General features: G+C 63.7%; 8 protein-coding genes. 3 read left to right on the plus strand and 5 right to left on the minus strand.

Features of this window, described 5'->3' with window-relative positions; genetic code table 11:
• Position 1 precedes the first annotated feature (1 nt).
• Positions 2-709: an SDR family oxidoreductase gene (locus tag KLK06_RS14405; RefSeq protein ID WP_214635920.1), complete on the minus strand. Its 708-nt coding sequence runs from the start codon at positions 707-709 to the stop codon at positions 2-4.
• Positions 710-768: 59 nt separating this feature from the next.
• On the opposite strand from KLK06_RS14405, the gene KLK06_RS14410 reads away from it, so the two are divergent.
• The gene (locus tag KLK06_RS14410) at positions 769-1,176 is read left to right on the plus strand and encodes a MerR family transcriptional regulator (RefSeq protein ID WP_214635921.1); all 408 of its coding nucleotides are present in this window, start codon (positions 769-771) and stop codon (positions 1,174-1,176) included.
• A 148-nt stretch (positions 1,177-1,324) separates the two neighbouring features.
• Here KLK06_RS14410 and KLK06_RS14415 read toward each other — a convergent pair whose 3' ends face one another.
• Together KLK06_RS14415 and KLK06_RS14420 are read right to left on the minus strand one after the other, a co-directional pair.
• Complete coding sequence (locus tag KLK06_RS14415; protein ID WP_214635922.1) at positions 1,325-1,774, minus strand: zinc-binding dehydrogenase; 450 nt, start codon at positions 1,772-1,774, stop codon at positions 1,325-1,327.
• A gap of 147 nt (positions 1,775-1,921) precedes the next feature.
• Positions 1,922-2,527, minus strand: coding sequence for a TetR/AcrR family transcriptional regulator (locus KLK06_RS14420; RefSeq protein WP_214635923.1), 606 nt, complete (start codon positions 2,525-2,527; stop codon positions 1,922-1,924).
• Between the two features lie 152 nt (positions 2,528-2,679).
• Between KLK06_RS14420 and KLK06_RS14425 the strand changes: the two genes are divergently transcribed.
• Positions 2,680-3,144, plus strand: a complete 465-nt coding sequence (locus KLK06_RS14425; RefSeq protein WP_214635924.1) for an iron chaperone — start codon at positions 2,680-2,682, stop codon at positions 3,142-3,144.
• Positions 3,145-3,375: 231 nt separating this feature from the next.
• Here KLK06_RS14425 and KLK06_RS14430 read toward each other — a convergent pair whose 3' ends face one another.
• Positions 3,376-3,849 (minus strand): SRPBCC family protein, encoded by a 474-nt coding sequence (locus tag KLK06_RS14430; protein WP_214635925.1) that lies wholly within the window; start codon positions 3,847-3,849, stop codon positions 3,376-3,378.
• 538 nt (positions 3,850-4,387) lie between these two features.
• Here KLK06_RS14430 and KLK06_RS14435 point away from each other — a divergent pair.
• Entirely contained in the window at positions 4,388-9,739 is a 5,352-nt protein-coding gene (locus KLK06_RS14435; protein ID WP_214635926.1) for a LamG-like jellyroll fold domain-containing protein, read from the plus strand.
• Between the two features lie 1,482 nt (positions 9,740-11,221).
• Here the strand turns inward: KLK06_RS14435 and KLK06_RS14440 are convergent.
• Positions 11,222-12,559, minus strand: a complete 1,338-nt coding sequence (locus KLK06_RS14440; RefSeq protein WP_214635927.1) for a helix-turn-helix transcriptional regulator — start codon at positions 12,557-12,559, stop codon at positions 11,222-11,224.
• Positions 12,560-12,689 lie beyond the last annotated feature (130 nt).

Here is a 12,689-nt window from a genome sequence, read left to right on the forward strand (position 1 = left end):
GTCAGCTGGTGAGGGCGGCAGTCGCTTCCTGGTAGATGACAGTCGGGTCCTCAGACAGCCATGTCTTCACCTGGCGGCTCCAGTCGTCGGCGAGTACCTCGGGCCGGTGCGCCTCGATGCCGTCCAGGGCCGCTGCGACGATCGCCTCGGGGGCGGTCTTGTCGCCGTTGTACCAGGCCATCATGTCGGTGTCCGCGGCGCCCAGGTGCAGGCCCGTCACGAGGGTGCGCTGGTTGGCCAGCTCCAGGCGTACGCTGTTGGTGAGTGCCCACTCGGCGGCCTTGGCCGCGTGGTAGGCGCCCGCACCGTCGTAGGCGAGCCACGAGAGCGCGGACAGAACGTTGAGGATCGCGCCGTCGGCCAGCTGGGGCGCGAAGGCGCGGATCACGTTGAGCGTGCCGTAGAAGTGGGTGTCCATCTCGCGGCGGATCGTGTCCAGATCCCCGGTGACCAGGTTCGCCCCGGTCGAGATTCCCGCGTTATTGATGACGATCTTGACATCAGGTGCCGCTGCCGCCGCGGTGGCGATCGATGCCGGATCGGTGATGTCGAGGCGCAGTGGTACGACCCCTGGCACGTCGATGAGGTCCGGGCGACGGGCGGTCGCGTACACCTTGTCGGCGCCGCGGTCGAGAAGGGAAATGGCGAACTGCCGCCCCAGGCCGCGGTTGGCGCCGGTGACCAGCACGTGTGCTCCGTTTATCTGCATGCTGGATAGGCTAAAACCTGACGTTGACGTCAGGGGCAAGTCTTGTGATGGAGGTCACGGTGCGTATCGGTGAGTTGGCGGCGCAGTCAGGCGTCAGCGTACGGGCCCTGCGCTACTACGAGGAGCAGGGGCTGCTGGACGCGCACCGGAGCGGCTCCGGGCAGCGCCACTATCCCGCGTCGGCGGCCGACCGGGTTCAGCTGATCCAGACGCTCTACGCGGCCGGCCTGTCCAGCCGGACCATCGCCGAACTGCTGCCCTGCGTCGAGGCCAAGGTCAACACTCCGGAGTCGCGGGCCCGGCTGACCGCCGAGCGTGATCGCATCGATGCCCAGATCGCCGCGTTGGCCCGTACCCGTGACCGCCTCGACACGGTCATCGTGTTGTGCGGAAGTCCGGCCAGCGGCTGCACGTGGATCGCGGACCAGGACGTTGCCGCGCAGGCGAGTTACTCCGCGACGCCTTGAGCCGGTTGCTCCACCAACCCTGACCTACGTCGTCGTGCGGGGAACCGCAGCACCCCTCGATGGTCGCTTCCACCGGGCGCCGGCCGATGCCGATGCGGCCCCGGTCAGTTGAACGTCCCGAGCACGGCGACGATGGCCGGTTGTCGTGTCACGGAGTCACCACCGCCATCCAGATCGGCTCGCGGCGGTCCTGGATCGCCGCGATGGCCTGATCGATCTCGGTGAGCGGGAACCGGTGCGTGATCAGTTCCCCGGCGTTCAGGGCACCGGTGGCCAGCAGGTCAAGGACCTGGTGGACGTCCGCACGGGTGCTGCCGCGGGTCCCGATGAAGCGCCAGCAGTTGACCATCATCGCCATGACGGGGAACGGCGGTGGACTGGAGTTGGCGCTCATGCGTACCAGCGTGCCGCTGGTGGCCAGGGCCGCCATGGCCTGCCAGCCCGCGGAACCGTGCGGGATGAAGTCGAGCACCGCGTCGAGCCCACCCGGGACCACGTCCCGCAAGGCACGGGTCAGACCTTGCGTGCTCTCCCAGTCCTCCTCCAGATGCTCCAACGCCACCAAGTCGGTCGGCAGCGATCCCGCCAGCGGGAGCATCGCGTCGAGTCGTTCACGGGAACGGGCTCTGCCGCTGGTCCGCAAGGTCGAGACAGCACCGGTGACCCGGACCGTCAAGCGGGCAGGTCGCTATTTCTAGTCAGCGCGGTGAGGCAAATGTCAAGATCAGGCCCTGCGGACGCCGCTCTATGTGCTTCGAGTTCTAGTTGATGTTCCGTACGCGGCCATGAACATGTCCAGCAGCCCATCGACCGCGCTCTCGTCGATGGGACGGGTTGACAGCAGGCTGCGGTAGTACAGAGTGCCGCACAACACCTCGGCGGCGAATTCCAGGTCGGCTTCCGCGACCAGTTCGCCGGTGCTCTGGGCACGGGTGATCCGGTCGAGGGTGCTCTGCTCGACGGTGACCAGAAATCGTTCGTGCAGGGTCGCCCGCAGCGTGGAATCGGCCTGCGCCTCGGCGATGACCGCGCGGTAGACGGGCCCGATCGGCGGGCTGGAAAGGGCGAGGCCTGAGCGCAGGAACTGTTCGCGCAGATCCGCGCGGACGTCCCCGGTGTCGCGGTAGTCCAGGTCGCTGGCCCACACGCGGCTGAGCGCGTCGAGCAGCAGTGCCGCCATGGACGGCCAGCGCCGGTAGATCGTGTGCTTTCCGACCCCGGCCCGTCTGGCGACCGCCTCGATGCTCAGGCCCGCGTAACCGACCTCCGCAGCCAGGTCGAGGGTTACTCGCAGCAGCTCTTCAGTACGCGCGGCGCCTCGGCGCCGTGGCGTGGCAGGCGTGTCGGTCATGATCCCACTATATCGGCACGTGGCGTGCCGTTGACAGTGCCGGGGGTTGCGGGCAGTATTAGCTCTCGATCGGCACGATCCGTGCCGATAGGTGGTGCAGTGGCACGTCGCCACCCATCGCGCCACATGAGATCCACAGGAGGAGATCTGCCATGAGCCTTACCGAAAGCAGCACGCACCAGGGATTCACGGCCGAGGAGCGGGCCGCGATGAAGGACCACGCCCAGGAGCTGAAGACGGCCGCGCGCCGTGACTCGCGCGCCGGAAAGGCGGCGGAGAAGGCGGCGGAGGCGGAGCGGGAGGTGCTCGCCAAGATCGCCGAGATGCAGGACTCGGACCGGATCATGGCCGAGCGCGTCCATGCCGTCATCGCGGCCAGCGCCCCGGTCCTAGCGTCGAAGCTCTGGTACGGAATGCCCGCCTACGCCCTGGACGGCAAGATCGTCTGCTTCTTCCAGAGCGCGGAGAAGTTCAAGGCGCGCTACGCGACGCTCGGGTTCAGCGACCAGGCGAAGCTGGACGAGGGCACGATGTGGGCAGCCGGTTTCGCCCTGACCGAGGTGACGGCCGAGGTGGAGGCGCGGATCGGCGCGCTCGTGAAGCAGTCGGTGAGCTGAGGCGCGCCCCGGCGAAGAAACCCACAGTCGCTTGCGGCTGGTGGCATGGCCACCATGACTGCCTGCGTACTCCTTCCTATGCAGAGGTGCGCACAGGTAACCGTGCAGAGCTGACCCGTGACGGTGATCCCGCCCGACCGGATCACCGTGGATTCTGTTGCCGCTCGCACTGACCGGACAGCCCGCACTCGCGCGGCCACCGCTAATCCGGCGCTGACAACAATGGGGTTGTCACTGCCTGGCGGTTTCGGTCGTCTCCCTGATGTGCGCGTTGCGCAGCAGAATGAGCTTGGTCATGTATCGGCGCAGGACAAGGGCGTCTACGGCAGTGCCCAATGGGCCAGCGGGCGCGGCAAAGTCGACGATGTCTTTCATCAGGGTCGCCTCTATGCCGCTGTCGTCGTGTGTCGCTTCAAAAGTGTGCGCGTGGCGCCAGTGCCGGAATGGCCCGTTTACTTGTAAGTCGACGAAGTGCGAAGGGCTGTTGTAGGCGCTGATCGTCGAGGTCAGGTGCCAGGTGAAGCCGAAGTGCCGTGCTCGCCAGGTGACTTGATCTCCCAGGGAGAGCTGTCCGGAAGTGACCCCTGCGACTGCTTGCTCGCGTGAGTCGCGCATGGAGGAGGCGTGCAACTCGACCGACAAGGAGGCATCGAAGACGACCGCAGGCGGCGCGAGGACCAAGGTGGCCACCTCGAAACGGGACATGCGCGGATCTTAGCTGTCGCATAAAAGGCGCCACCGGGTGGGTGCGGCGCTCTGTTGATCAGTTCGGGCCAGGTATCTCGTGCTGTAAGTCTGAGATGTCGTCAGCTGGCGGCGACGTCGGTTCCGACGGCGGCGAGTCGGTTCTTGAGCCGGTAGCTGGGTCCGTCGGTGGCGGTTGGGCATTAGCGCTGTAAGGCAAATATAAAGATCAGGCCCTGCGAGCGACGCTCTATGTGCGAGGCCGAAACCATCACTGTCGGCGTGCGGGGGAGTCGGGGCCGATGGCGTTGTCGCTCGTCAGGGCTGGATCTTGCTCTTATCGGACGCGCCCCATCGTGCTGGGGCTCCAGATGTTACAGATAATGTGTTCGAATTTTGAGTGATCCATCTCACCCTTGTCGGCTTGATCAGGTGAGGATATTGATCTTGTGTCATGTCAACTCACGCCTGATTGAGGGTGTTAGTGAACGAATTACGACGTACAACGAGGTTGGGCGGGAAACCGTCCCGGCAGATCGCTCTGGCGACGGTGCTCACGGTGGCAGCATCGCTGCTGGTAGCGGGAACGGTTACGTCGGCCATGGCCGACCCCGAGCCGGCTGGGAGCGCTCCCGGCTCGACGAAGACCGTCTTCCCACGTCCTGACGATCCGGACGCGCCACTGCGTGCTGCGATCCAAGAGGCGAAGAAGCAGAACCAGCCTGTGGCGGTGGAGGCCGCCTTTACCGAGACCGCGCGTACGTGGGCATATCCGGATGGGCATTTATCCACCCAGTCCTACAGCGGCCCGGCACAGCTCCGGCAGGGCGACGGGTCGTGGGCGTGGATCGACACCACGCTGGAAGAGAAGAACGGGGTTCTGAAGCCGCGCCTGGCCAAGGGCGGAGTCCGAGTGTCGGCGGGCGGTTCGGGGCCGTTCGCAAGCATACGGCTCGGCCGCGAGGGCATCTTCGGCCTGTCCTGGCCGACCGCGCTGCCCAAGCCGCAACTCAAGGGCAACGTCGCCACCTACGTGGGCGCGGCGGGTCCGACGGCAGACCTCGTGGTGACGGCGCTGCCGACCGGGTTCCGGCACGATGTGGTGCTGCGCGAGCGCCCCACGGGCCCGGTGGAGTTCCGGATTCCGGTGCAGGCGCCAGGGCTCAAGTTCGGCAAGACGAAATCCGGCATGCTCACCCTGTCGGGCGCCAAGGGTAAGAAGATGGCCACCGCGCCCGCCCCACGCATGTGGGACGCGGCGGCGGCCAAGGCCGATGCGAAGCAGCCGGGCCGGGAATCCAAGGTCGCCACCGAGGTGAAGACCGAGAACGGCGGCACCGTGCTGGTGCTCAGGCCGGACCCGAAGTGGCTGGCCGATGCGGCGACCCAGTACCCGGTGACGGTCGACCCCACCACCACGCTCGGTGTGACGCAGGAGGTGAGCGTCAAGTCGCCCGACGGCCAGACGGGGCCTGGCATGGTCTCCCGTTCCAATGTCAAGTCCTGCACGCTCCCGTTCAGTTGCACCTACAGCAACGAGTACGCGACCCGTGCGCTGCTGGCCTTCGACACCGCGCCGATCACCGGCCGCCAGGTGGTCAAGGCCACCATGCAGCTGTACTTGAACGGCAACGCCCCCACCTGTAGCAGCCTGCAGGCGGTCACGGCGAACCGGATCACCCAGCCTTGGGTGGCCGACGACACCTGGTGGGACGAGCAGCCGGCCACCAGCACCGATGAGCGTTCCTCGCTCGACCCCTGCGCCCAGGTGAGGACGGACGGGGCGGTGTGGAGCTGGGACCTGACCGCGATGACCCGCATGTGGGCGTCAGGCACCGCCAACCACGGCCTGCAACTGCGGCTGGGCAACGAACTTCCGGTCACCAAGGACCTCGTCGAGTCGTTCTCGTTCTGGGCTCTGCTGTGGGGCGGGGCCAAGGTCCCCAAGCTGAGCGTGGACTGGGTGCTGCCGCCGGAGATCCCCACGGTCACGGCCGAGTCGATCGACTCCATCAACGGCAACGACGCCATCGCCCGCAGCACCAACGTCAAGGTGACCTACAGGTCCAGCGTCCCGGAGACGGCGAACCTGAACTACACCGTGACGGTCAACGACTCCACCATGGCGCCTCCGGCGGCCACGCTCCCCACCGGGGAGGCGGCCTTCTGGAAGCTCGATGAGACCTCTGGCGCCACCGCCACCGACTCCTCCAGCAACGGTGTGAACGCCACGCTGAGCGGAACCTACTCCCGTATCCCGGGGCAGCTCGGACAGGCGGTCAAGCTGTCTCCCGGCGGCTTGATCAGCGCGGGCAAGCCCGTCCTCAACACCAACCAGAGCTACACGGTGACGACCTGGGCCCGGTTGGACAGCGGCGCCACCGACCAGGCCGTCCTGTCCCAGATGGGCACCAACCAGCCCGCCTTCACCCTGGCTTACGGCACCTCCAGTGCGGCAGAGCTCGATCAGCGGTGGATACTCTCCTTGATAGACAAGGACAACCAGTCCGGCGAGCCGATCCCGATCCAGTCGAAGAACCTGGCCAAGGTCGGCCAGTGGACGCATCTCACGGCACAATACGACGCGTCCGCCCACAAGATGCGCCTGTACGTGGACGGCGAACTGGCCGCCGAACGCGAGTACACCGTCGACTGGAACGCCCGCGGTGCCTTCGAGATCGGCCGCGGCGTCGTCTTCGACGAGGACACGACGTTCAACGGCGCCATCGACGACGTGCACACCTACCAGCGTGTACTGACCGCCGACGAGATCCGCGCCCTGGTCGGCGTGCCCGGCACCACCACCCACAACAACATCCCGTCCGGGCAGGCACTGGACAAGGTGTTCACCCTCGACAACCCGGCTAGCTTCAAGTTCGTGGTCAAGGCCTGCCGCAGCGGCATCACCCCGCCGTCCTGCAACGAAAGCCCGGCCTACCGCATCACCAGCGACGCACCCATGCTGCCGTCCGACGCCGAGACCGGCATGGCCGACCCGGCTCAGCCGATCTTGTCCGGCATGGTCAACCGGCCCTCCGGCGGAGCAGTCACCGCCAAGTACTACCTGTATGACAGCAACGGCCTACCTGTCGGCTCTGCGCCTCTCGGCAGCCGCACGGTCAACGGAGGCGAACGTGCCTCCTTCCAGGTCCCGGCCAACACCGTGCGAGCGGGCAGTACCTACAAGTGGCAGATGAGTGCCTGTGTCAGCGGCCGGCAAGACGGCGGCGGCACCGATCCCACCCCAACGCCGACCCCGACCATCACGCCAACGGTCACCCCGACTCCCACTCCAACCCCCACACCTACGCCCACTCCGACTCCCACGCCAACCCCGACACCTACGCCATCGCCCACCGGCTTGGTGGCCGCCTACGGCATGAACGAAGGCGCTGGCACCGCCATTGCCGATGCGACCGGCACCAACAATGGCACCGCTGGCGGCACCAGTTGGGTGGCCGGCAAATACGGTCAAGCCCTGTCCTTCAACGGCACTTCCAGCTCGATCACCATCAATGACTCCCCCTCCCTGCGGCTGACCAACGCGCTGACCCTGTCGGCGTGGGTCAAACCCAGCGCGGTGGACGGCTGGCGAGCCGTGATCGCCAAGGACTTCGACACCCTCGACGACATGTCCTACAGCCTGTACGCCGCCGCCGAAGGTAAGCCCGTCGGATCGCTCACCATCGACGACGAGCCCGAATCGGTCACCGGGACCACAGCACTGACCACCAACACCTGGGCCCACCTCGCCGTCACCTACGACGGCACCACCGCCCGCCTCTACCGCAACGGCACCCAAATCGGCCAAGCGCCCATCACCGGCCCGATCATGAACGACGCCGGAAAACTCCACATCGGTGGTAACACCCCCTACGGCGACTACTTCAAGGGCACCATCGACGACGTCCGCATCTACAACCGCGCCCAAACCACCGCCGAAATCACCACCGACATGAACGCTCCGATCGGCGGAGTCACTTCCTCAGCAGCCGCCCGGTCCGCTGCGTCTGCCGTTGCGGACAGCCCGGCCAGCGAGGTCTGCACTTCCAAGACCGCCCCCGTCAGCTTCACCACTCCCGGCACGCCCCCCGTCGACCCGGTGGAAGAAGTCCGGCACCTCACGCTCGGCAAGGACAGCTTCGTCGTCAAGACCGCCAAGACCGACCCCACTGCTTGTAACGGCAGCCCGTGCACGGTTACGGACGCAACGACGATGCAGATTGGTGGCACGGGGGCCGATAAGACAGCGGCTGTCATAGGGTTCAAACTCGACGAATTACCCAATGGTGCGATGGTGTCAGAGGGGTTCCTCAAGCTCGGTACACCAACGTGCCCGGCGGGCACGTGCCCTGCGGACGCAGTTGTAACAGCGACGCCACTGAAGAGCCCAGTAACCGGTGAGACAAAGGGCTCAGACCTAGCAGGTGACGCCGATACCGGCACTACGCCATATGCGCTCCCGTTGGAGGCTCCGCAGGCGGATGTTGCTGACAGTGTTTACCAGTGGTTGCTGATCACGTCCAACAGGGACGAGGTTATAATAATCGGTGATGCTTCAGCGGCAGAACAGCCGTCTTTGGCATTGAGATATCTCCCACCTGGCCCGCCAAGCAACGTGCTCAATTTGACCGCGCAAGCTGGTGACGCTAGTGCAATCGCCAGTTGGGGTGCTCCAAAATCCAACGGCAGTATGGCGTTGCTTACCGGATACGATGTCGAGGTGATTGATGACAGTGGAACGGTCGTTAAGACCGCGACCGTCGAAGATCCTTACGCGATAATGTCCGGACTAACCAATGGCCATTCCCACACGGTAAAGGTTCGGGCTAAGACCGCATTAGGCGCCAGTGATTGGGAGAGCGCATCGGTTGCGCCACAAGCCGTACCCCCGCCGAGCCAAACCGTTCCATGCATACCTTTTCTCGACCTACCCCCCTCGGCGGCGAGAGCCACTAAAGTATCTGAGTCGGGAGCCCTAGAGTATAGTGAAAGGGTTAAAAGGTATTACCAGGCACAGGACGCAGTTATAGAGGGTCGTGCGGCGACCATCTGGGACGCTCCCGGCGTAACGCCTAGGGCGCCCAGTACGGCTCAGCTCTCCCTACTCAATGCCTCGCTTTTGCAGTTCAGGTCGGAACTAAACGAGCAGGGCGAATCGCGCACGAACTCAGCTGTTAAGCTGAGCGATGTTGTGGTCCGTCAACTGCCGAACGGTAGTGTACTCGTCGCTGCCGATGTCGAGCGCACATGGGACACCCAAATATCGACGACGCCGCAGAAGAGCTCGCTAGCTCCAGTAACCATTGGAAATCGAGGGCAAGTCGAGCCTATTGACTCCACTATCACGGTGCACGCGTTCGACCGATGCGGAAATATTACGAGCATCGAAGTCCCAATAGAGTCATTCAAAGACCCCACGGACTTCGGAGACGATGGCGGTAACTCTCGGCCACCCATATGCGGAAACGCATCAGGAAACTCCGCTGCTGTTACAACTCAGAGCTGCAGCGGATCCACGATACCCGATTGCGGTAAAATACATACCTGGGGAGTTCCTAACAAGATCAAGTTAATAATTAGAAGGCGCGGAGGCGGTGAGACGAACGGGAAGCCCTATATCGGATACTATATCGAAGCGCAAGTTCCAGCTTCTGGCCTCGAAGCATGGCTGAATCGTTCGGGATCGCGAGGAGTATTCTCGCGCACATGGGCGAAAATGTACAATGATACGAAGTATCGCTACCATCAGAACAAGACGTCGTGGAGCACTCCCGAGAAGCCTCAATGGGAAGTGCATTACAATCTAAAAGTAGAACCTGGCTCCCAGATGAGAGTAGAGGGAGCTCTCATAGTCGCTGGTTACAACGGTTATTTCGCCTCAGCGTGGACTACATGCTGGGCTCGCTAGCCTTCAACTCCTGATTGGATTAAGTCGCATTGTCGAGATCAGAGATGGCTTCTCTTATCCTTGACGACGCTGACTATGTCGTAGGGCGACCTCCTCTTCCGGGGGAGGTCGTTCCTATTGCTCGTTGGCGCTCTACAGAAGGAATCGGGGCAGTATTGTGTCTTCGGCGCCGAAAGAATGGAATATTGGCGTCAGAGATTTCTATTGCCGCGCAAGACTCTGACGGTATCTGGATGGATCTAGGCCTCGATTCCGGGTCCAGTGAGTACCCTGACGTTTTCTCATTGCATCTCGAAGAATCAGAGATAGTGGCCCTTGGTTCCACCGAGGTATGGATATCTCAGCATCACCCTAGAAATGGCGATGGGGCCACGCTGCGCCTCCTAGAACTCGGTCTGGGAAGCTCAGTAACATCTGTTATATGTGAGACTAGTTCCTCAAACATAGAGCAAGAGATCTCGCCTGTGCGGGTTTCGCTTGTTGGCCTCTGGGGGGAAGAAGCTGCAACAATAAGCGTCTATGCGGGTAGTACAGTCATCCAAAGACTTCCACTGGCCCCCCGCTTTGACGGATCTTGCTGAGCAATAGCTACTGAGCTATTTCCGCGTGCCAAGCAGAGTAGGAGGTAAGATTCACGCCCGACGTATTCGGGTAGCGTGTGATCGCTGATAGTCGAGTAGGTCAGGTTGGTGTTGGGTCGGGTGCCATTTTGGCACGGCCGAGTAGGGCGTCGCGGATGCCTGAGGCCAGGGCGTCGGTGCCGTGCTTGGCTGTGGTGGAGATGTAAGCCACGGATGGCGTGCTGGCCTGAGCGTTCACCAGCGCTGCGAGGAGCGACAACGCTATGTGAGATCATGAGTAATAGGGGTTCTTCGATCTTGATGGTGTGACCATCTCCCCTCAAGATCGAAGAACCCCTATTACTGAGATAGGAAAGGGATGCGCGGGTTAGCTATCGTTGTCTTGGCTATAATGCTCTTGTCGGGTTGCTCGGCACAGGGTGGGGCGGACCAAGATCTGCCCGACACTGCGAAACCCTCCCCTCCGCTTGCTTCGGCCGGTCGCTCCCCCTACACGATGCGGCCTCTAACGGATCTAGGAAAATAGCCAAGGGAAAGGTTGCGCTCTATCACGCCGACGAGAAGGGGGAACAGGCTTACTGGCCCACGAAGGTAAAACTCGGCACTCACTATACAGTCGCTGTAGATTGCGTGGGGCTAGAAGGGGAGTTGGTGGTCGAGACAGTAAACGGCGCTGGCCCGCACCTGGTGCGGCCATGCAAAGCCGGCGATGCCATGTATGCAATTGGTAATTATCCGCGGAAGCCACCAAAAGTTCGCGAACTCACGATTCGGGCACCGCGTGGGGCCGGGTGGGCAATACTAATCACCGTGCTCCCCTGAGCGCGCTTCCCTCCTACAGGTCCGGCTGCGCAGTCGGACAACTGATTTCTTTTAGAAACCGTTCACTCTCAGAGAGTGGTTAAACCAAGGTGCGGGCGCGGTTCAGGAAGCTGCGAGCTGCCGGCTCAGTCCTGTAAGGGGCCAGCAGTTCAACGAAGCCGCGGATGTGGTCGGTACTGCGCGTGGAGCTGATGTGCTCCGTCAAGCTCAGGGCCTGACCGGCGGAGTCGCAGGCCCGGTCGAGGTCTTTCTGCTGCAGTTGGGCTGTGGCCATCCGGGTGAGGTAGAGAGAGTGGTCGCGTACGTAGCCTGGGCCGTATCCGGCGGCAGCTTCGGTGAATTTCTCCTGTGCTCTGACAGGGTCGCCCAGGTCGAGCATGCACGAGCCCGTCAGCATGTCCACTTCAGCGCGATCGACCCAGTATGCCCAAGGTGGGTCGTCGTCGCTGGTGCCTTCGCTCAGGCAGTCAACGGCTTGGTTCAGAGCGTGGTGACAGCGGCGGGCATCGCCTGTCTTGGCCAGCGCTCTGGCTTGGCGGGCGTGCAGCATCGCATCGACGGTCGGGGTGCTGCGTCCACGTACCGCGGCTTGAGCTGTGCGGACCATGCTGTCGGCCTCGTGGGGGTTGCCCACGGAGTACTGCTGGATGGCGGCGAAGGCGAGGATGTTCGCGCCCAGTAGACGGTCACCGCTGGTGTGGGCGGAGCGCAGGGCGGCGTGGAAGTAGCGTTGCGCGGCGGCGTGCTGGCCGGCGTCGAAGCGCATCCAGCCGGCCATTCGTGCCAAGTCGGCTGCTTGGGCGTTGAGGCGGATGCCTTGGGCCTGGGTGTAGGAGCTCTCGCTCAGCAAGCGGGTGACCAGCGACAGGTGGGCCTCGGCTTCACCGATCAGGTCGCCGCCGCCCAGAGTGTCATCGGCGCGTTGCAGGTCAGCGATGCGTTCATCAATGCGGCTGATCATCGCGGCGCTGACGCGGCGGCCGGACCCGGTAACGGCGTGGACAATCTCGGGTTCGGTGATCAGCCAGTCGTGGAGAAGCGTGGTCAAGGTGACGCCGGACAAGATGACGAAGCCGCGACGGTCCATACGTCCGCTCCTCAGCGAATCAGCTAGGACTTCCACCGTACCCCTGGGGGTCCAGGGATAGTACAGCTCGGGAATGTCGGGAGCGGGTAGCCACAGCGGCCACGGAGCCAGCAGGTGTTCGCCTTCGGGGAGATTGAACACCTTGACGAGGAGTTCCTGCGTGACGATGTCGGGGACTTGGCCGTGCTCCCAGCGCGAGACCGTCTTCTTGCTGGTCGCCACGTTCACGTGCTCGCGACCGCCTGCATCGAGCACCTGCTCGGCGAGGTCCTTTTGCGACCAGCCGCGTAGCTGCCGAGCCTGCGTCAGGCGGTGATGTGCGACGTCCACAGCGCCTCCTGGAAGACCTGGCCGGGTCCTGGCGCCATGATAACGCTCGGTTAGGTGGTGGTCAGCAGATCGTCACCATGGCGGCGACCTTCAGGGAGTAGCAGGGGACCGGAGGGGACTTGACAGGGCC

This window comes from Nonomuraea sp. NEAU-A123, from assembly GCF_018603905.1.
In the GTDB taxonomy this organism is placed as follows: domain Bacteria; phylum Actinomycetota; class Actinomycetes; order Streptosporangiales; family Streptosporangiaceae; genus Nonomuraea.